The 19813-nt window shown below is 70.6% G+C and carries 16 protein-coding genes; 8 read left to right on the forward strand and 8 right to left on the reverse strand.

The features are described from left to right. Positions 1-93: 93 nt before the first annotated feature. Complete coding sequence (locus HNR67_RS19510) at positions 94-3963, forward strand: hypothetical protein (RefSeq protein ID WP_185003681.1); 3870 nt, start codon at positions 94-96, stop codon at positions 3961-3963. A 52-nt stretch (positions 3964-4015) separates the two neighbouring features. Here the strand turns inward: HNR67_RS19510 and HNR67_RS19515 are convergent, their stop codons facing one another. Together HNR67_RS19515 and HNR67_RS19520 are read right to left on the reverse strand one after the other, a co-directional pair. Further along, the gene (locus tag HNR67_RS19515) at positions 4016-5020 is read right to left on the reverse strand and encodes a LacI family DNA-binding transcriptional regulator (RefSeq protein WP_312987626.1); all 1005 of its coding nucleotides are present in this window, start codon (positions 5018-5020) and stop codon (positions 4016-4018) included. 93 nt (positions 5021-5113) lie between these two features. Then, positions 5114-6520: a Gfo/Idh/MocA family protein gene (locus tag HNR67_RS19520; RefSeq protein WP_185003682.1), complete on the reverse strand. Its 1407-nt coding sequence runs from the start codon at positions 6518-6520 to the stop codon at positions 5114-5116. A gap of 234 nt (positions 6521-6754) precedes the next feature. Between HNR67_RS19520 and HNR67_RS19525 the strand changes: the two genes are divergently transcribed. Further along, on the forward strand, positions 6755-8044 hold the full coding sequence (locus HNR67_RS19525) for a hypothetical protein (protein ID WP_185003683.1): 1290 nt from the start codon (positions 6755-6757) through the stop codon (positions 8042-8044). Here the strand turns inward: HNR67_RS19525 and HNR67_RS19530 are convergent. From HNR67_RS19530 to HNR67_RS19540, 3 genes are read right to left on the reverse strand one after another with little or no spacing between them, the layout of a single operon-like run. Next, on the reverse strand, positions 8041-8946 hold the full coding sequence (locus HNR67_RS19530; protein WP_185003684.1) for a 1-phosphofructokinase family hexose kinase: 906 nt from the start codon (positions 8944-8946) through the stop codon (positions 8041-8043). The two genes, HNR67_RS19525 and HNR67_RS19530, sit on opposite strands and share 4 nt — an antisense overlap. Continuing rightward, positions 8943-9782 carry a class II fructose-bisphosphate aldolase gene (locus tag HNR67_RS19535; RefSeq protein ID WP_185003685.1) on the reverse strand — a complete coding sequence of 280 codons (840 nt, stop codon included), beginning with the start codon at positions 9780-9782 and terminating at the stop codon, positions 8943-8945. The genes HNR67_RS19530 and HNR67_RS19535 overlap by 4 nt, the downstream gene beginning before the upstream one ends. A 16-nt stretch (positions 9783-9798) precedes the next feature. Beyond that, on the reverse strand, positions 9799-10686 hold the full coding sequence (locus HNR67_RS19540; RefSeq protein WP_185003686.1) for an SIS domain-containing protein: 888 nt from the start codon (positions 10684-10686) through the stop codon (positions 9799-9801). A gap of 149 nt (positions 10687-10835) precedes the next feature. Between HNR67_RS19540 and HNR67_RS19545 the strand changes: the two genes are divergently transcribed. The 5 genes from HNR67_RS19545 (at position 10836) to HNR67_RS19565 (ending at position 16847) form a co-directional block, all read left to right on the forward strand. Next, positions 10836-11621 (forward strand): DeoR/GlpR family DNA-binding transcription regulator, encoded by a 786-nt coding sequence (locus tag HNR67_RS19545; protein ID WP_185003687.1) that lies wholly within the window; start codon positions 10836-10838, stop codon positions 11619-11621. Positions 11622-11760: 139 nt separating this feature from the next. Then, positions 11761-13056 carry an ABC transporter substrate-binding protein gene (locus tag HNR67_RS19550; protein WP_185003688.1) on the forward strand — a complete coding sequence of 432 codons (1296 nt, stop codon included), beginning with the start codon at positions 11761-11763 and terminating at the stop codon, positions 13054-13056. After that, positions 13056-14015, forward strand: coding sequence for a carbohydrate ABC transporter permease (locus HNR67_RS19555; protein WP_185003689.1), 960 nt, complete (start codon positions 13056-13058; stop codon positions 14013-14015). Before HNR67_RS19550 ends, HNR67_RS19555 begins: the two co-directional genes overlap by 1 nt. Positions 14016-14031: 16 nt before the next feature. Next, positions 14032-14907 (forward strand): carbohydrate ABC transporter permease, encoded by an 876-nt coding sequence (locus HNR67_RS19560; protein ID WP_221489972.1) that lies wholly within the window; start codon positions 14032-14034, stop codon positions 14905-14907. Next, entirely contained in the window at positions 14904-16847 is a 1944-nt protein-coding gene (locus HNR67_RS19565; RefSeq protein WP_185003690.1) for a DUF5107 domain-containing protein, read from the forward strand. The genes HNR67_RS19560 and HNR67_RS19565 overlap by 4 nt, the downstream gene beginning before the upstream one ends. On the opposite strand, the gene HNR67_RS19570 is transcribed toward HNR67_RS19565, so the two are convergent. Both HNR67_RS19570 and HNR67_RS19575 read right to left on the reverse strand, forming a co-directional pair. Next, positions 16844-17239, reverse strand: coding sequence for a VOC family protein (locus tag HNR67_RS19570; protein ID WP_185003691.1), 396 nt, complete (start codon positions 17237-17239; stop codon positions 16844-16846). The genes HNR67_RS19565 and HNR67_RS19570 overlap by 4 nt on opposite strands. A 53-nt stretch (positions 17240-17292) precedes the next feature. After that, positions 17293-18057: an alpha/beta fold hydrolase gene (locus HNR67_RS19575; protein WP_185003692.1), complete on the reverse strand. Its 765-nt coding sequence runs from the start codon at positions 18055-18057 to the stop codon at positions 17293-17295. A gap of 47 nt (positions 18058-18104) precedes the next feature. Here HNR67_RS19575 and HNR67_RS19580 point away from each other — a divergent pair, with 47 nt between their 5' ends. After that, entirely contained in the window at positions 18105-19418 is a 1314-nt protein-coding gene (locus tag HNR67_RS19580; protein ID WP_312987630.1) for a cytochrome P450, read from the forward strand. Here HNR67_RS19580 and HNR67_RS19585 read toward each other — a convergent pair. Continuing rightward, complete coding sequence (locus HNR67_RS19585; RefSeq protein ID WP_185003693.1) at positions 19399-19776, reverse strand: hypothetical protein; 378 nt, start codon at positions 19774-19776, stop codon at positions 19399-19401. The two genes, HNR67_RS19580 and HNR67_RS19585, sit on opposite strands and share 20 nt — an antisense overlap. Between the last annotated feature and the right edge of the window lie 37 nt (positions 19777-19813).

A 19813-nucleotide genomic window follows, 5' to 3' on the forward strand; every position in this document is an offset into this window, starting at 1 on the left:
CCGTATTCACCCGGCACTGGATACGGCCCGCCCCTGCCGATGCGGGGCGCCCGCGACCAACACTCGCGGCGCTCGACGACAACGGAGGGGATCATGCAGCCACCACAACGACGAAGAATCACCGCTGTCCTGCTCGGCGCCGCGCTGCTGGCGGGCACGGCCGGTGTGGCGCCCGCCGCGCACGCCGAAGTGCCCACCGATCCGGCCGGCCTGGCCAACACGCTCTTCGGCAGCCACATGCGCATCGCCGACCGGGACGACGGCCTCGCCCGGCACCTGGTGGCCAGCGCCGAACTGGCCGACTGGCGGGCCCGCAACCCGCAGGCCGACGGCAACGCGGTCAGCGCGCACTTCACCGCCGTCCGCGCGCACCTGGACGCCGCCGTGCCGGACCGCACCTGGGCCAGGGACTCCCACGAGGCGGTGGGCGCGGCGCTCAACGCGGCCCGCACCGCCCCCGGCGCGGCCACCGGCGGCCCGCAGATCACCACGCTGAACACCGCCATGCTCGGCCTCAACGTGGTCCCGGTCTCCGGCAAACCGGAGGACCGGGTCAGCGGGGCACAGCCGCAGTTCGCCTGGCGGCAGGACTACGCCGTCGCCCAGGCCCAGGTGTGGGGCGGGGTCGCGGCCACCGCGCGCGCCGACAACGCCTTCCGCACCGCCTGGAACGCCGGGCTGGGCAGCTCGCTCAAGGTCGACGCCGGCGCGGACGCCACCGAACTGGGCAACAGCGAGAAACTGCGCACCGTCCTGGACGTGCCCAAGATCCTGGCCGCCGGGAAGATCGGCCCGGTCGAGTTCCAGGACGAGGCCACCAGCCAGTTCCGCGACCTGACCACCAAGCTGTACAACCAGCGCAAGCTCTGGACCGAGGAACTCGGCCGCGCGGCCAGGGAGAACCCGCCGGATGTCACCCCGCGCGAGCCCACCGAGGCGCAGAAGGAGACCGCCCGCGCCGAGGAGGCCAAGCGCCAGGACTTCATCGACGGCGCCGAAGCGGGCCTGAACGCGATGGCCTGGCTGGTCGGCAGGGTCAACGCCGACCTGAGCAGGCAGATCAGCAAGTTCACCGTGGGCGCGGTGCAGGTCGCCGCCGCGGTGAACAAGGCGATCACCGCCTTCCGCGTGATCAACTCGGTGTTCTCGCTGGCCACGGTCGCCTTCACCGGCAACGTCATCGGCGCGATCAGCACCCTGGTGTCGGTCTTCGGTGGTGGTGGGCCGGATGTGAACCAGCTGATCCTGGGCGAGATCAAGGCCATGCGGGAACAGTTGGCCGCGATCCAGCAGAACATGAACGAGCGCTTCGACAAGGTCGACGCCAAGCTGAACCTGATCTACGACCGGATGCTCGGCGAGTTCAAGCGGCTGGAGAACGGGGTCGCCTACGTCCGGGCGAACACCGAGGCGATCCTGACCGTGCTGACCTCGCTCAGCGCACAGAACCAGATCATCGGCTCCACCCTGCTCAAGGCGGTGGCCGGGCTCTACGAGCTGAACAAGTGGGAGATGGTCGACGCCACCATCGACTACAAGCGCAAGCGCGGTGGTGAGCAGCTGCCGCACGCCAAGTTCACCGACGCGGAGAGCGCCTTCTACACGATGGGCGTGCAGGCGCCGACGAACAACCTGTTCGTGGTGCCGCAGGCCAACTACTCCACCGTGCCGGCCAAGGTCGCGGAGAACCTCAACCTGCACGGCGAGGGCGGCATCGCCGACTACCTGGCCTGGTACGCGGCCAACGCCGGACTCGACCCCGGGTTCAGCGCGCCTGCGGGCGGCAACGCCGCGGTGTGGGGCATCGGCGCGACCGCCTACTCGCTGCTGCGCGCGCAGAACCCGGCCTACCGCATCGAGGAGGATCGCGGGCGGGTGTTGCTGGACAAGGGCAAGAACATCCGGGACCAGGCGCTGGCGTTCAGCCGTCCCGGCGTGAACGGGACCACGAACACGCTGTTCACCAACCTGCTGGAGAATTACCGGCGCAGGTACGAGTCGCTGCTGGCCGAGGCGCCCAGCCGTGAGGCGGATGTCAAGGGTGGCAAGGACTTCCACCTGTGGCGAGGTGCGGACCAGGGCACGCCCAACCCGGCGCTGGCCCCGGCCACGCTCGAGGGCTGCAACCCGCACGCGACCAGGTTCTCACTGTCCAGGCCGGGCAATCTCGACGGCAGGCACCTGCGCCCCGGTTTCCAGTTCCTCCGGCACGTGTTCGACTCGCCCTATCGCCAGTGCTGGCGGGTCCAGGGGGTCGGCGTGCCAGGACGGCCGGGTGCGGTGGGCCTGCACGTGGTCATCGAGGACTACCTGCACCTGCCAGGAGACGCGGAACAGGTGTCGGTGCGGACCACCTCGGCCGTCGTGCACGAGTTCCCCAGTCAGCCGCCCGGCGATGGACTCTGGACCTACCTCCGGGACAACTGGGACGCGCGCCTGCGGGCCGTCTTCGAGCGCATCGGCAGGGACGAGACCTTCATCGACGTCCAGCCGCGGGCGATCGCCAAGGGCAACGAGTTCCTCAAGAACAAGCGGACCGACTACTACGGCAAGGTCGCCCAGTACCTCAACAACGGCAACCGCGCCTTTGAGACCAACCTGGCCGCCCAGCTGATCCGCCGCTACACCGAGCTGGGCTTCCCGCAGGCGCTCAACACCGATGAGTACCTGCGCGGGTTGTTGCGCGGCGGCAAACAGCTCTACGGCGTCAACGCGGAGAACAGCGAATACCTGGCGTATGAGTTCCAGCTCGCCGCGAGGAACAACCACGAGGGCAGGCCCGCCTGGGACCCGGCCCGCTCCGACGCGCCCAGCCTGTGCGCGAACATCGCCGCCATGGGTAATTCCGACCCGGTGGTGGCCTGCATGATCGAGCAGTTCAAGCAGCGCAAGGACCGCCTGGCGGCGCGGTTCGCCGAGCAGTTCAAGCAGCGCTGGGAAGGCGTTGACCAGACCCTGCCCGGCATCCAGGGTCAGTTGCGCTCGCTGTGGCTGGCGATGAAGGAACTGCACCCGGACCACAACTACGGCCCGCCGATCACCGGTCCGGAGGCCCAAGCCCCCGCCTCGGCGATCTGGAGCACGCCGGTGTCGGTGGACGCCGCCGCCGCGTACTGGCCCAAGCCGGCGATCACCACCTTCCGCGGTGGCCGCTTCGCCGCCTGGACCGGCGACGAAGGGCACATCTACGGCTCGGTCAGCGACGGCAGGGGCTGGGCGCCCAAGGTGAAGATCGCCGAGGGCAGCAGCCGGACCTCCTCGGTGCCCACCGCGGTGGAGTTCAACGGGAAACTGGTCGTGGTGTGGCGCAGCCTGACCAGGGGAACGGTGCTGACCGAGCACCGGGCGATGAGCGCGGACGGCAGGGACTGGGCCATCACCAGCACCAGCGAACTGCCGAATCCGGTGCGGCACCACGAGTCCCCGGCGCTGACCGTGTTCAACGGCAAGCTGTACGCCCTGCACATCGGCACCGACCAGAAGCAGTACCTGTCCACCAGTGCCGACGGGCTGGTCTGGACCCCGGCCACGGTGACCCTGCCGGGGCACCAGACCAACCAGTCGCCCGCCTTGACGGTGTTCAACGGCAAGCTGCACGCGGCCTGGAAGGCGTTCAACAGCTCCTGGATGTTCGTGGCCAGCTCGCCCGACGGTGTGACCTGGACCCTGATCGGCCGGGTGGCCCCGGACGGCGGCACGGACAACAGCCCGGCGCTGGCCGCCACCGGCGGCAAGCTGTACGCGGCGTGGCGGGGCATCGGCTCCGATCCGAACCTGTACGGCTCGTACAGCTCCGACGGGGCCAGCTGGGCGCCGCAGCACTACGTGGCCCGGGGTTCGCGAACCGACCGGGGACCGGGCCTGACCGCCGCCGACGGCAGGCTGGACGTGGTGTGGAGTCCGCAGCAGGCGGCGGGACCCGCGCACCTGGGCACAGCCAGCAGCATGGTGGCGCCGAAGTGATCCGATGATCAGGCGGCGGTCGTCCGGCACACCGGGCGGCCGCCGTTCGTCGTCAGCGCGGCGGTGCGGTGGTGGCGCGTACGACCAGCTTGGTGTCCAGCCACTCCTGCCGCACCGGCGCGTCATCCTCGCCAGGACCGGCCAGCAGCAACTCCACCGCGAGCCGCCCGGCCTCGCGCACCGGCATCGCCACCGTGGTCATCGCCGGATCGCACAGCCCGGCGAAGACCAGGTCGTCGAAGCCGGTCAGGCTCATGTCCTCGGGGACCCGGACGCCCTCCTCGCGCAGCCGGGCCAGCACGCCCAGGGCCATCACGTCGTTGTAGGCGATGGTCGCGGTGACCTCGGCGCCGAGCACGTCCTCGGCCGCGGCCACGCCGCCCTCGTAGCGGGGCGGGTAGGGGCCGAGTTCGGTGACGGTCAGGCCGTGCTTGGGTGCGGCGGCGCGCAGGCCGTTGCGGCGCTGGGTGTTGGACCAGGAGGTGTCCGGGCCGCTGAGGAAGGCGACCCGCTCGTGCCCGAGTTCGGCCAGGTGCGCGACCAGCTGTTCGATGCCGTTGGCGGCGTTCATCAGGGCCGCCGGGACATCCGGCAGCACCCGGTTGAGCAGCACCAGGCTGGACTTGGCCGCCACCTCCAGCAGCGGGGCGTCGGACAGGCCGGGGGAGCAGACGATCAGCCCGTCCACCTGCTGGGCCATCGTGCGCACCAGCTTCTCCTCCACCACCGGGTCCTCGTCGCTGTCGGCGACGAACACCGAGTAGTCCGCCTGCACCGCCGCGGCCTGCACCGCCTTGAGCACCCCGGTGAAGAACGGGTTGTCCAGGTCGGGCACCACGATGCCCAGGTTGCCGGTGCGGCCGGTGATCAGTCCGCGGGCGGCCCGGTTGGGCTGGTAGCCCAGTTCGGCCGCGGCGTTGAGCACCCGCTCCCTGGTCTCCTCCCGCACCAGGTTCGGCGAGCTGAGCGCCCGCGAGACGGTGGCCACCGACACCTGCGCCTGGCGGGCGACATCGCGGATGGTCGCCGGCGCTCCCGTAATACCCCGTTGTCGCACTGGATCATCCTACCCAGCGGTGCCGCACGGATCGGGGACGCGCAGGTAACAGCGATGCGACCGTTTACATCGGTCGCACCGCCGTCGCCCGCTTTATACCGGTTTGGGGGAATCGAGGGTGGGTCGGGACTTGTCCCGCCACTTACCCCTGGTGAAGTCCGGGATGGCCACCGCCGCGCCCTTGCGCCGGATGGACTCCGCGCTCAACGGCACCGGCGCGCTCCACGTGGCCGAGTCGTAGACGTCGACCTCCGGTGGCAGGCCCAGCCGCATGGTCTGCATGGTGCGGTACACCATCAGGTAGTCCATGCCGCCGTGCCCGCCGGGGCCGGGGCCGATGTCGGTCCACAGCCAGTGGTCGAAGGACTTGAAGTCGTCGAAGGACCCCCACTTGTGCCCGGAGTGCTTCGGCTCGACGTAGATCCGCGGCGGGTAGTCCTCGAACACGCCCTTGGTGCCCGCGACCTGGTTCAGCCTGCTGTACGGGTAGGGGTTGGACACGTTGTGCTGCAACCGGATCACCTTGCCGTTGGCGGTCTGCAGCAGGCTCATCGTGGTGTCGCCCTTGACGTAGTGCTCCTTCCACGAGGAGTCGCCCGGCTCCTCGTGCGCCTGCCGGTACTCGGCCATGCCGACCGCCGGGGTGGCCATCGAGGTGATCCGGGCCAGCCGGTCACCGCGGTGGATGCCGAAGTACCCGGCCACCGGCCCGAGGCCGTGGGTGGGGTAGTGGTCGGCGTTGAGCCTGGTGTGCCAGCCCCGCCGCCACTCGGCCGCGTAGTAGGTGTCGGAGAGCAGCAGTTCGCGCAGGTCGTGGATGTAGGCCCCGGCGCCGTGCAGCACCTCGCCGAACACCCCGGCCCGCACCATCCGCAGCAGCCGCAGCTCGTTGCGGCCGTAACAGCAGTTCTCCAGCTGGATGCAGTGCCGCCGGGTGCGCTCGGAGGCGTCCACCAGCTGCCAGAGTTCGTCCAGGGTCAGCGCCATCGGGCACTCCACCCCGACGTGCTTGCCGCCGTACAACGCGGCCAGGGACATCGGCACGTGCCATTCCCAGGGGGTGGCGATGTAGACGAAGTCCACGTCGTCCCGCCCGCACAGCTGCTCGTAGGCCCGCTCGCCCTTGCCGTACACCGCGGGCTCTGGCTGCCCGGCGTCCCGCACCGCCTTGGCCGCCTTCTGCAGTGCCGCCGGGTTGGTGTCGCACAACGCGGTCACCCGCACCCCCGGCGTGGCCAGGAACATCGCGATCATCGACCCGCCGCGGTTGCCAAGGCCGATGATGCCCACCCGCACCGTCTCGTGCCGGGCGAACGGCACCCCGATCATCGTCCTGCCGCGCGCGGCAGGCACCCGCTCGGTGTCCGCCTCGCCCTGCCCTGGCGCCGCCCCCGCCGCCCCCGTGCCCAGCCCGGTGAGCCCGAGCCCGGCCACCGCGGCACTGGTGCCCAGTAGCGAGCGCCGGGAGATCGACGACGTGGGCCGGTCCTGCTCCGTCATGACGCCTCCTGATCGAACCTGACTGAAACCTCGTCGTTCCAAGCAGTAGTACGCAGTGAAGGCAGGTTTACACAGCTCGACGATCAGCGGGACCCGACGATCGGAGGGTGTCCTGATCGGTTGCCGGGGCAAGTCAACAAGGACGCACAACGGTCAACACGAGGGGAGGACAACGCACCGCACGAAGGGGTGGTGACCCTCAGCGCCGGGCCCGGAGCGGCCGACATGCCTGGCGTGACGGGACGACTCGGCTGGCCGGCCGCGCTGCTCACCGCGACCCTGGTCGCCGGATCGCTGACCACGCCGATCGCGCGGGCCCAGGTGCCGCAGCTCGCGGCCGAGGGCGTGCGGGCGCAGCTCACCGCGCTGTGCCGGAGTGGGCCGCGGTCGCCGCTCTGCGAGACCGCCGACAGTCTGGGCGAGCTGTTCCACCAGGGCATGACCATCGCCGGGGAGGCGGTCGCCGAGCTGGACCTGGAGGAGGCGCTCAAGAGCCAGAAGGTGGCCAAAGGAGACGCCCGCGCCGTGGTCGCCGGGAAGGTCGCCGCGGTTGGCAAGCAGGTGGGGAAGTCCTCGGCGCTGGCCAAGTTCAAGGAGGTGCTCAAACCCTCGAAGGGAGTGATCGCGCTCTGGGCCGTCAGCGCGCTGTACACCCTGGCCCAGGAGGACGTGTCCACCGTGGACAAGGCCGAGGCGGTGCTGGCCATCGTGCCGATCCTCGGCCCGCTGTTCTCCTTCGGCAACTCCTACCGCAAGGAGGACGTGGAGGGCATGGTGATCTCCACGGTCGCGCTGGCCGCCACCCTGATCGCCTTCCTGTGCCCACCGGTCGGCGCGGGCATCGGGGTCGGCCTGGCCGTCTACCAGGTGGTGCGCGCTTTCTGCCCCGGTCTGCTGGCCAAAGTGAAGGCCGCGCTGGCCGAGGGGGCGAACTGGTTCCGCCGCCACGTGTTCGCCGACCCCGACGGTGACTGGCGCTCGTTGCCACTGGTCGGCGCCGCGGATTTCCAGCGGGCCGGGGGACTGATGCACTGGGACACCGACACCTCGGATGTGGTGGAGGCATCCGATGTCGCGCATGTGGTGACCCCGCTGCGCCTGGTCGCGCCCGGCGCCCACCGGGCAACCCTCACCCTGGCCAGCGCCTGGCCGGAGGAGGTGGCGGCGGAACAGGAACCGATCGAGTACCGGCTGGCCGCGGGCCGGGACCTGGTGGTGCGGTTGCGCACACCCAGTCCCGAGCACTTCGCGCTGACCGGGCTGGCTTTCCGGCAGGACGGACAGACCCTGCCCACCGACTGCCGGACGCTGCCCAGCGGCAACCGGGCCTGCGTGTTGCGGTCGGACGTGCTGGTGACCGCGGAGCACGAGGTGAAGATCGACCTGGAGTTCAGCACCGGCAACGGGTTCTGCCCGGACGAGCCGGGGTGCGAGCTGCCGGGCACCGGGGTGATCGTGGAGGTCACCGGCCCGCTGGGGCCGCCGGTGCCGGTGACCATGCCGATCACGGTGACCGGCTTCTAACCGATCTCCACCATGATCGTCGGCAGGAATCCCTGGTAGGCGGCCAGATCGAAGCTGCCGGCCAGCGGATGCAGCACCGCGGCCGCGGACAGCGCCACCGCCTCGCGCAGGATCTGCGGCCAGGAGTGCTCCTGGGCCAGTCCGGCCGCCAGTGCCGCCACGCAGGCGTCCCCGGCCCCGGTCGGATTCCCGGCCAGCCGCCGCGGCGGCCGGGCCCGCCAGGACCCCGCCGCGGTGATCGCCAGCAACCCGGCAGGCCCACCGGAGGCCAGTACCGCCGACGCCCCGCCGTCGATGAGTTTCCGGGCCGCCGCAGCGGGATCGGCCACCCCGGTGACCGCGCGTAACTCCGCCGCGTTGGGTTTGACCGCGGTCGGGTTGCCCGCCACGCCCTGCCGCAACGCCTCCCCGTCGGCGTCGAGCACCGTGGGCACCCGCCCGGCCACGATGTCCAGGAGTTCCCGGTACACCCCCGCAGGCAGGCCGGGCGGCAGGCTGCCGGAGAGCACCACCAGGTCGGCCTGCCCGGCCAGGGCGGTGAAGCGCGCCAGGAAGGTGGCCCACTCGGCCTCGGTGACCGCCGGACCCGGTTCGCTGAACAGGGTGGCGTCGCCGGCGCTGACCACCGCGACGGTGCGGCGGGACTCGGCCTGGATCTCGGTCAGTTCGGCGGCCAGGCCCGCCTCGGCCAGTTCGGCGCGGATGGCCTGGCCGGTGGCGCCGCCGACGAAACCAGTGACCACGGTGTCGTGCCCCAGCGCGTTGAGCACCCGGGAGACGTTCACGCCCTTGCCGCCCGCCCTGGTCCGTACGGTGCGCACGCGGTGGGTGGTGTGCGGGCGCAGGTCGTCCACGCCGTAGGTGACGTCCAGGGCCGCGTTCAGCGTGACGGTCAGGATCACGGGGCGGCCCGCAGCACGCCGAGCAGGCGTTCGGCCTCGACCGCGACGGCTTCCCGGCCCGCGGCGAAGTACTTTCGGGTGTCCACAGTGGACGGGTTGGCGGCCAGGAAGTCGCGCACCGCCTTGGTGAAGGTCTTGTTCAGGTGGGTGGCGATGTTGATTTTGGTCATGCCGGACCTGACCGCGGTGGTCAGATCGGCGTCGGGCACACCGGAGGATCCGTGCAGCACCAACGGAACCGGCACCCGCGCGCGTAGCCGGGTGATCAGCTCGAAGTCCAGGCTGGCGTCCCTGGTGAGCATCGCGTGCGAGCTGCCGACCGCGACCGCCAGGGCGTCCACCCCGGTGGCGGCGACGAAGGCCGCGGCCTCCTCGGGATCGGTGCGCACGCCGGGGGCGTGCACGCCGTCCTTGCCGCCGACCTCGCCCAGTTCGGCCTCCACGTACACCCCGTGCGCGTGGCAGTGCGCGGTGATCTCCTTGGTGGCGGCCACATTGTCCGCGTAGTCCAAAGTGGACGCGTCGAACATGACGCTGGTGAAGCCCAGCGTCACCGCCTCGCGCACCAGGTCCGGGTCCTCGGCGTGGTCCAGGTGCACCGCGACCGGGACCGCCGCGGCCCTGGCCACCGCCAGGGTGGCCAGGCCGATGGGGGCCAGCGCGCCGTGGTACTTCACGCAGTTCTGGCTGATCTGCAGCACCACCGGCGCGCCGGCCCGTTCGGCCCCGGTGACCAGGGCCTCGGCGTGTTCGAGCTGGATGACGTTGAAGGCGGCCACGCCGCGGCCCGCCGCGACGGCCGCGGCGACGATCTCTCCGGTGGGACGCAACGGCACGGCGTGGAACCTTTCGTCAGGAGTGGTCGAGGATGACGGAGCGGGTCAGGTGCCGTGGCTGGTCCGGGTCCAGGCCCTTGGCCGCGGCGATGGCCACCGCCAGGCGCTGCACCACGATCAGCTCGGCCATCGCGTCCCGCACGTGCTGCCGGAAGGCGCCGCCGGTGGCGGCCACGTCCTCGGCCAGGCCGTCGGGCGCGGCGCCGAACATCCAGGCCACCCGGTTCGGGCCGGTGATGCTGATCGGCCCGTGCCGGTACTCCATCGCCGGGTAGGACTCGGTCCAGGCGCAGGCGGCCTCGCGCATCTTCAGCCCGGCCTCCTGGGCGATGCCGTAGGTCCAGCCCCGGCCCAGGAAGGTGAACTGCTCGGCGGCCAGGAGTTCCGGCGTCAGCGGTTCGGCCAGCGCGGCCTGCGCGTCGGCGATGGCGGCGTCCAGTGACTCGCCGAGGCTGGCCCGCAGCAGGGCCAGCGCGGAGGTGGCGAAGCGGGTCTGCACCACCGAGCGCTCGTCGGCGAAATCGAGGAGCACCAGCGCGTCCGCGGCGGTGCGGATCGGCGTGTCCGCGTCCCCGGTGATGGCCAGGGTCGGATCGTCGACCCGGCCTGCCAGGTCGAGCACCTCGGTGGTGGTGCCGGAGCGGGTGATCAGCACGATCCGGTCGTAGCGGCGGCCCGCCGGGTACTCCGAGGCGGCGAAGGCGTCGGTGTGCCCGCGCCCCGCCGACTCGCGCAACGCCGCGTATGCCTGTGCGATGAACCAGGACGTGCCGCAGCCCACCACCGCGACCCGTTCACCGTCTCTAGGCAAGACCTCGGCGTACGTTCCCGCCAGCGCCGCGGCCCTGCGCCAGCACTCCGGCTGGCTGCCCAGTTCGGTCACCACGAACGGCTGCTCCGTCATGGCGCGCCTCCTTGTGTCCCCTGTGGTCCCCAGATTGCGCCAACTGTGCGCGTTGCTGCGTGTAAGTGCGCACAATACGCAACAATAGTGCACGATCGACCATTCACAGTCGAGGGCGGCATGAGCGATCATGGTCGCGGAGGTGCTTGGTGAACCGGTACGAGCGACTGAACACCCTGTTGGAGATCCTGGCCGAGCGTGGACGGGTGGAGGTCGACGAGATCGCCGCCGAGCTGGACGCCTCGGCCGCGACCATCCGAAGGGACCTTGACCACCTGGCCGGTCAGCAACTGCTGACCAGGACCAGGGGCGGCGCGGTGGCGCACGCGGTCTCCTACGACCTGCCGTTGCGCTACAAGTCCGTGCGGCACGCCGATGAGAAACAACGCATCGGCAAGGAGGCCGCGGCGCTGGTCGCGCGCGGCTCGGTGGTGGGCCTCAACGGCGGCACCACCACCACCGAGGTGGCCCGCGCGCTGGCCACCCGCGGCGACCTGCCGCACGTGGAGGGCGAGACCGCGATCACCGTGGTCACCAACGCGCTCAACATCGGCAACGAACTCGCGGTCCGCCCGCAGGTGAAACTGGTGCTCACCGGTGGGGTGGCCCGGCCGCAGTCCTACGAGCTGATCGGCCCACTTGGCACCAAGATCCTGGACGAGCTGACCCTGGACATCACCTTCCTCGGCGTGGACGCCATCGACCCGGTCAGCGGCGCCGCCGCCCACCACGAGGGCGAGGCCAGCATCAACCGGCTGCTCGCCGCCCGTGCCCGCAAGGTGGTCGTGGTCGCGGATTCCTCGAAGATCGGCGGTAGTGCCTTCGCCCGGATCTGCGGTATCGAGGACGTGGACGTGTTGGTCACCGACGTCGACGCGAGCGAAGAGGACGTTCGCCGCTTCACCGAACGCGGGGTGGATGTAGTTCGGGTGTAGGTCGTATGTCACGCACAGCAGGCATGCGGTTACGGTTCGCGCCGTAGTGTTGACTACTGCGCATTTCATCGCGAGCATGAGCGAAATCACGCAAGTCGTGACCATCCTTCGCTCACTGGCGAGAATCAGGGGAGAAGTCATGATCCTGTCCAAGAAGGCCAGGCGCGGACTGTCCGTGCTGCTGGCCGCCGGCCTCGGCCTGACGGCGGCGGCGTGCGGCTCGGGGGGAGCGGGCGGCGACGACAAAGCGCTGACCTACTGGTCGATGTGGAAGGAGAACGAGCCGCAGGCCCAGGTCCTCAAGGAGGCCGCGGCGGCGTTCAAGGCGAGCACCGGCATCGAGGTCAAGATCGACTGGCAGGGCCGCGAGGTGCTCAAGAAGGTGGTGCCCGCGCTGCGCAGCGGTGATCTGCCCGACCTGGTTGACCAGGACGAGAACCAGATCAGGGCCACCCTGGTGACCAGCGACGCGCACCGCGACCTGAGCGGGCTCTACGGCGGCACGGTCTCCAGCGGCGGCAAGCTGTCCGAGGTGGTGCCGGATCGCTATCTGGCCAACGCCAAGAAGGACGGCAAGCCGTTCATGCTGCCCTACACCGTGGTGGCCTACGGCCTGTTCTACAACGGCGCGACGCTGCCCGAGGTGGCCAGCAAGCCGGTGACGCAGTGGAACGACTTCACCCAGTTGCTGGCCAAGCGCAAGAGCGAGGGCAAGGCGCCGCTCGCGCTGGACGGCGACATCGCCGACTACAACGCCTACTGGACCATCGCGGTGCTGCAGGGGGCACTCGGCCCCGGCAAGGTCTCCCAGCTGGCCAGGGACGAGGCAGGCACCGCCTGGAACATCCCCGCGGTGAAGAGCGCGCTGGGCGAGGTGCGCAAGCTCGTGCAGTCCGGCTACTTCATCCCGGGCTATGACGGCAGCAAGTTCCCCGCGGTGCAGGAGAAGTGGGCGCAGGGCCAGGCCGACTTCGTCAACGTCGGCAGCTGGGTGCCCAGCGAGGTCGGCAAGAAGGCGGCGCCAGGGTTCCAGTTCAAGTTCCTGCCCACGCCGGCGATCAGCGGCAAGGTGAACGTGCCCACCTCCACCATCGGCTTCGCCATCCCGCAGCGGGCCAAGCAGCCGGGCAACGCGGAGAAGTTCATCGCCTTCTTCCTCGGTGACGAGCACCTGGGCAAGATCTCCTCGGTGGCCAAGAACCTCACCCCGAACGCGAAGCTGACCGCGCCGCCGGAGCTGACCGACGTGGGCAAGGCGCTGGCCGAGGCCGAACTGGCCAGGCCGCTGGACGGGGTGGACGCGGACTACCCCGGCTACAACACCGAGGTGTTCAACCCGGTCAACGACAGGCTGATCAAGGGCAAGATCGACATTGACGAGTTCCTGACCGACCTGGCCGCCGCACAGGCCAACTACTGGAAGAAGAAGCGCTGATGGCCGCCCCCGCCGTGCCGGTGGCCGTTGCGCGGCCGGCACGGCGGGCCGGGGCCGGCGCGGCCGCCTCCGGACCGCTGGCCCGCCGCCGCAGGCAGATCTTCTGGCCGTTCCTGCTGCCGGCTCTGGTGCTGTACCTGGTCTTCTTCATCGGACCGACGCTGGCCTCGGTGTGGATCTCCTTCCACCGCTGGAACGGCATCAGCGCGATGGAGCCGCGTGGCTTCCAGAACTACCTGCTGCTGCTGGACGACTCGATCTTCCTGACCTCCTTCGCCAACACCATGATCATCCTGTTCGGGGTCGGCGCGACCACCTTCGCGGTCAGCTTCGCCTTCACCATGGTGTTGCGCGAGATGCGCGGCAAGAAGATCGTGCGCTCGGTGCTGTTCTTCCCCTACATCGTCGCGCCGCTGGTGCTGTCCATCCTGTGGGGCTTCCTGTTCTCCAGCGACGGCCTGGTGAACAAGGCGTGGGCGGCGATCGCGGGCGGCACCGGGCCGAACTGGCTTTCCGACCACCTGTTCCTGATCGTGGCGATCGGGCTGGTGTGGATCAACACCGGCTTCTATACCACGGTGATCATGGCCGGGGTGGACCGGATCCCGCCCGAGCTGTACGAGGACTGCTCGCTGGCCGGGGCCACCGCCTGGCAGCGCTTCCGCTATGTGACGCTGCCGCTGTCCTGGGACGTGGTGGCCACCGCGGCGGTGATCTGGACGATCTCCTCGCTGAAGATCTTCGAGTTCATCTACGCCTTCGGCGGCACACCCAACGACATGCCAACCCCGGAGATCTGGAACAGCGCGTTGTTCGTCTACGGCAACACCTTCGGCAACCGGGTGCCGCAGTTCCAGTTCGGCTACGCCTCCGCGGCCGCGGTGGCCACGCTGGCGGTGATCATCGTGCTGGTCGTGCTGCTGCGCCGGTTGATGCGGCGCGAGGCCGTGCAGTTCTGAACGGGAAGGGTCTGTGATGACGACGACCACGCAGGTCGTGGAGGCCGCGCCGAAGGCCCGCCGGGAACGGCAGCCGATGCGCGCGGCCGGGCTCGCCCTGGTGTGGCTGCTGGTGGCCTTCAACGTGGGCGTGCTGCTGTGGATGCTGCTGGCCGCGTTGCGCGAGCACACCGCGATCTTCCGCGAGCCGTGGGGACTGAGCGGCTTCGGCGAGTTCGGCAACTTCGTGCGCGCCTGGGTGGACAGCAACTTCGGGCAGGCCGTGCTCAACACGATCATCCTGGTGGCCGGGGCCTCCGTGGTGGTGGTGCTGGTGTGCGCGCCCGCCTCCTACGTGCTGTCCAAGACCCGCACCCGGCTCTCCGGCGCGACCGCGGTCTTCTTCGCCATGGGCATCGGGATCCCGGTGCAGGTCATCGTGATCCCGCTGTACTCGCTCATGCAGGAGCTGGGGCTGATCAACAACCTGTTCGGGTTGTTCCTGCTCTACGTGGCGTTGTCGGTGCCGTTCACCGTGTTCCTGCTGACCGGTTTCTTCGGCTCGCTGCCGGATGAGATCGAGGAGGCGGCGGCCATCGACGGCGCGGGCTCGGTGCGCACCTTCGTGCAGATCGTGCTGCCGCTGGCCCGCAACGGGCTGCTGACCGCGTTGATGCTCAACGTGATCGGGCTGTGGAACGAGACGTTCATCGCGCTGGTGTTCATCCAGAAGCCCGAGCTGAACACGTTGTCGTTGTCGCTGCTGGGTTTCCTGCAGACCCAGCAGTACGCCGGGCTGGACTACGGCACGCTCTTCGCCGGGGTGAGCATCCTGGTGCTGCCGATGGTGGCGGTGTACGTGTGGCTGGGCAGGCGGATCATCGAGGGCCTCACCGTGGGGGCGGTCAAATGACATCCATCCAGCGGGGCAGCCTGACGCTGCCGATCTCGGCGGTCGGACCGGAGAACCCGTTGCCGCCACTGGCCGGGCTGCCCGACGGCGCCGGTGCGGTGGACCTGTCCGAGGTGCCTGCCGACCTGGCGGCCGGGGCCCGGTACGGGCACGTCCGCAGCATGCTGCCCTACCTGACCCAGGACGACTACCGGCGCGCGCCGCAGGAGTCCACTGTGGACACGGTGGTGCTGGACAACGGGTTGCTGCGCGCGGTGTTCGTGCCCGCGCTGGGCGGCCGGTTGTGGTCGCTGACCGACCTGGTCGCCGATCGCGAGCTGCTGCACGTGCCGAACCTGTTGCAACCGGCGAACCTGGCCCTGCGCAACGCCTGGTTCGCCGGTGGCGTGGAGTGGAACATCGGCACCCGCGGGCACAGCCCGTTCACCTGCGCGCCACTGCACGCCGCCCAGGTGCGCGGTCCCGGCGGGGTGCCCGCGTTGCGGCTGTGGGAGTGGGAACGGTTGCGCGGCCTGGTGTTCCAGGTGGACGCCTGGCTGGCCGAGGACTCCCCGGTGCTGCACGTGGGGGTGCGGGTGCACAACCCGCAGCCGCACGAGGTGCCGATGTACTGGTGGTCAAACACCGCGGTGGCCGAGACCGCCCGCACCCGGGTGCTGGCCCCCTCCACCAGCGCCTTCCGCACGCACTACAGCGGCAAACTGTCCAGAGTGGACGTTCCGGTGCACGGCGAGCTGGAAACCACCTACCCGGCCGGGATCCCGGACGCCGCCGACTTCTTCCACGACCTGCCCGACGATCTGGACGGCCGCCCGTGGATCGCCGCCCTTGACGAGACCGGCTACGGCCTGGCCCAGGCGTCGACGGGGCGGTTGCGTGGGCGAAAACTGTTCTGCTGGGGAGAATCCGTCGGCGGTCGGCACTGGCAGGAATGGCTGGGCGGTCCGGACACCGCGCCGTACTGCGAGATCCAGGCCGGACTGGCCCGCACCCAGTACGAGCACCTGCCGATGCCCGCCGGGGCGGACTGGACCTGGGTGGAGACCTACGGTCCACTGCGGACCGATCCGGCGCTGGTGCACGGCGACTGGCCGGTCGCGGTGGCCGAGGTGAACCGGGCGCTGGACGAGACCAGTCCCGCCGCCTGCCTGCACGCGGCGCTGCACGAGTACGCCGAGGTGACCGCCAAACTGCCCCCGGTCGCGTCACTGTCGGCCGGAAGTGGCTGGGGCGCGGTGGAACGCCATCGCCGGGCGCTGGCCAAGGAGAACCCGCTGCCGCCGGAGTCGACCCCGTTCGCCGAGGACACCCTCGGTACGGACCAGGTCCCCTGGCTGCACCTGCTGCGCACCGGCGAACTACCCGAACCCGACCCCGCCGTCCCGCCATCGTCCTATGTGGACGGTGCGGACTGGGCAGTGCGACTGGCCGCCGCGCCGGAGCACTGGGCCACCGCCTACCACCGCGGGGTGCTGGCGCACGGCGCGGGCGCGCTGGACGAGGCCGCCGACCACTACCGCCGCTCCCTCGCACTCGGTTCCTCGCCGTGGGCCTTGCGCGCCTTGGCCTTGGTGGCCGCCGAGCAGGAGGACCAGGCCACCGCCTGCACCCTGTTCCGGCAGGCACTGGCGGCCGCGCCGGAGGTGTGGCAGCTCGCGGTGGAGACCGTGTCCACGCTGCTCCAGGCCGGTGATCCGGCGGTGGCCCTGGAGGTACTGGCCGGACTGCCGTCCTCGGTCGCCGCGCACGGGCGGGTGCAGTTGCTGCGGGTGCAGGCCCATCTGGCGGCCGGTCAGCCGGAGCGGGCGGCCGAGCTGCTGCGGGCCGGGATCGAGGTGCCGGACCTGCGTGAGGGCGAGATCAGCCTGGACCACCTGTGGGCCCAGGCCTGCCCGGACACCCCGTTGCCCGCGCACTACGACTTCCGCATGCACGTCTAGGCGGCGGTCGCGATCTTCCACAGGTGGCCGTCGGGGTCGGCGAAGTAGCCGGAGTAGCCGCCCCAGCCGGCGGCCACCGCCGGGCTGACCACGGTGCCGCCCGAGGCCGCCGCGGCCGACATGATCTCGTCCACCACCTCCCGGGAGTCGGTGAGGAAGTGCAACGAGGTACCCCGGAACCCGGAGCCCTCGGCGGAGACCCCGGCGTCCTGCGCGGCCGCGTCCCACTCATACAGCGCCAGCGCCGGGGAGCCGGGTCCCAGGGCGATCTTGACGAAGCCACCGAAGTCCTGCTCGATCTCCCCGCCCAGTCCCCCGGCGTAGAACTTCTTCGCCCGGTCCATCTCCCGCACACCCAGCATGATGGCGCTCACCTGCAACTTCGTCGTCATGCGAGCAACGATAGGACCGGGCGGACGAGGTTCGCTTCTCGATTCCTGACCGGCTAGATCCGCAGCCTTTCCAGCACCGGCAGCAGCGACTCCGGGGCCTCCACGTGCGCGTTGTGACCGCGGCCGGGCAGGACCAGCGGCTCGATCACCAGGGCCCGCAGGTGCTCGGCCGGGCTCATCGGATCGTGTTCGCCCGCGGCCAGCACGGTCGGGCACTTGGCCGCGGCGAGCAGTCCGGGCAGGTCGGGCGCGCCCACGCCGAAGGCACGCTGGTCCAGGGCCAGCCGCCAGCCGCCGTCGGACTCGATCAGGCCGGTGCTGACCGCGGGGGAGTCCTCGCCGACCAGGCCGAGCAGGCCGGAGACCTTGAGATGCCGGTCGGCGGCCTCGGCCCTGGTGGCGAACTCGCGGGCGGGTTTCCCGGCCAGTGCGGCGGCCTTGGCCAGCTCCTCCTCGCTCCAGCGCACCTTGATGCCCAGCCCGGCCGCCGCGGTCACCCGGACGCCGAACCAGCCCGAGGCCAGGGTCAGCGCGAGCACGCCGCCCAGGGAATGGCCGAGCACGGCTACCGGACGGTCGGTAGGCAGGTGGGCGGCGATCCGGGCGGCCAGGCCGCCGAAGGAGTACCGCGACAGTGGTGGGGCCGCCCCGTGTCCTCGCAGGTCAGGGGCGAGCCAGCCGCCCGGCCAGTGCGCGGGCAGCAGCTCGATCAGGCCGTCCCAGACCGCGCCGGTCGCGCCGAGGCCGTGCAGCAGGACAAGCAGCGGACCGTCCTCGGGACCGCCCTGCCGGAAACCCGGCGCCGAAGTGTCTCCCATGACGATGATCCTGCCGCAGCGGGCCGGGACGGGGTAAGAATCCATCCGTGGCTGATGCGACCGAGGTGATCTTCAACCCGGACACCTACCTGACCGGGGTGCCGCACGCCGAACTGGCCGAGCTGCGCGAGCGGGCGGCCGTGGTGTGGGTGCCCGAACCGGCGGTGGACTGCTGGAGCGCGGGGCCCGGGTTCTGGGCGGTGCTGCGGCATGCCGAGGTCAAGGAGGTGCTGCGCACCCCGAAGGTCTACTCCTCGCAACTGGGCGCCACCCAGATCCGCGACCCCGCCACCCCCGCCGACCTGGCCTACGTGCGCCGGATGATGCTCAACCTCGACCCACCCGAACACGCCAGGCTGCGCACGCTGCTCGCGAAGGCGTTCACCCCGCGCACCATCGCCCGCCTGGAAGACCGCATCCAGGGGTGGGCGCACGACCTGGTCGCCGCGGTGGCCGGGCGCGGCGAGTGCGATTTCGCCAAGGAGGTCGCCGCCGACCTGCCGCTGCTCACCCTGGCCGAGGTGTTCGGGGTGCCGCGCGAGGACCGCTGGCTGATGTTCGACTGGAGCAACCGGGCCATCGGCTACCAGGACCCGGAGTACGCGGTGAGCAGCCAGGTCGACGGCAGCGGATCCAGCCCGATGGCGCGGGCCGCGCTGGCGTTGCGCCCGGCGCCGGACGAACACGGCCGGGTGCCGGATCCGCGGACCAGGGCCGGGATGCCGGACCTCTACGCCTACGCGCGCGCCCTCGGCGAGCACAAGCGGGCGCACCCCGGCGAGGACGTGATGAGCAACCTGATGCGGCAAGGCGAGACCGTCAGCATCGAGGAGTTCGAGAACCTGTTCTGGCTGTTCTCGGTGGCAGGCAACGAAACCCTGCGCAACGGCATCCCAGGCGGACTCATCGCACTGATGTCCAATGTGGACGCATACCGCCGGGTGCTGGCCGACCGGTCGCTGCTGCCCGGACTGGTGGAGGAGATGCTGCGCTGGTGGACACCGGTGATGCACTTCCGCCGAACGGCCACAGTGGACACCCGGCTCGGCGGCGTGGACATCGCCGCCGGGGACAAGGTGGTGGTGTGGTTCAGCTCGGCCAACCGGGACGAGCGCGCCTTCCCCGACCCGGACCGCTTCGACCCGGCCCGCACCCCCAACGACCACCTCGGCTTCGGCCACGGCCCGCACTTCTGCCTCGGCGCGCACCTGGCGCGGGTGCAGTTGCGGGCCATGTTCACCGCGGTCCTCGACCAGCTCGGCGAGGTCGAACCCAATGGTCCGGTGACCCGGCTGCGGTCCAACTTCCAGAACGGGGTGAAGCGGCTGCCGATCCGCTGGTCTAGTCGACCCGCTGGCTGACCGTGTTCGCCGCGCAGCTGTTCACCGAGACCCGCGGCGTGTCCTTGGCCCCGGCCTGCACACCGAGCTTGCAGCGCAACGCGCCGTCACCGGCCGGCAACAGCTTGGCGTCGACCTGCAGCACGGTGCCGCTGGGCACCACCTGGGCCTGCTGGGCCTCGCCGACCCGCAGCGTCTCGGTCAGCCGGATCTCCACCTTGCTCTCCGTGCGCTGACCAGTGCGTTCGGCGCTGGCCTCGCCCTGGCGGATCGGCGCGCCGCTCAGCCCGGTCATGATGCCGTGGATGTAGAGGCCCCCGGCGCCGATGGCGGTGACACAGCAGGTCAGTAGCAGGATGTCCCGAGTTCGTTTCCCCACCTCTCCACCATGCGGCACCGGCGGCGCGGTTGGCTCG

Source organism: Crossiella cryophila, from assembly GCF_014204915.1.
GTDB classification, from domain to species: domain Bacteria; phylum Actinomycetota; class Actinomycetes; order Mycobacteriales; family Pseudonocardiaceae; genus Crossiella; species Crossiella cryophila.

Bases quoted from the DNA above. Each gene is read 5' to 3' on its own strand.
- HNR67_RS19510 (WP_185003681.1), top strand. From the start codon at position 94: ATGCAGCCACCACAACGACGAAGAATCACCGCTGTCCTGCTCGGCGCC.
- HNR67_RS19520 (WP_185003682.1), bottom strand. From the start codon at position 6,520: ATGACGGAGCAGGACCGGCCCACGTCGTCGATCTCCCGGCGCTCGCTA.
- HNR67_RS19540 (WP_185003686.1), bottom strand. From the start codon at position 10,686: ATGACGGAGCAGCCGTTCGTGGTGACCGAACTGGGCAGCCAGCCGGAG.
- HNR67_RS19550 (WP_185003688.1), top strand. From the start codon at position 11,761: ATGATCCTGTCCAAGAAGGCCAGGCGCGGACTGTCCGTGCTGCTGGCC.
- HNR67_RS19555 (WP_185003689.1), top strand. From the start codon at position 13,056: ATGGCCGCCCCCGCCGTGCCGGTGGCCGTTGCGCGGCCGGCACGGCGG.
- HNR67_RS19560 (WP_221489972.1), top strand. From the start codon at position 14,032: ATGACGACGACCACGCAGGTCGTGGAGGCCGCGCCGAAGGCCCGCCGG.
- HNR67_RS19565 (WP_185003690.1), top strand. From the start codon at position 14,904: ATGACATCCATCCAGCGGGGCAGCCTGACGCTGCCGATCTCGGCGGTC.
- HNR67_RS19570 (WP_185003691.1), bottom strand. From the start codon at position 17,239: ATGACGACGAAGTTGCAGGTGAGCGCCATCATGCTGGGTGTGCGGGAG.
- HNR67_RS19575 (WP_185003692.1), bottom strand. From the start codon at position 18,057: ATGGGAGACACTTCGGCGCCGGGTTTCCGGCAGGGCGGTCCCGAGGAC.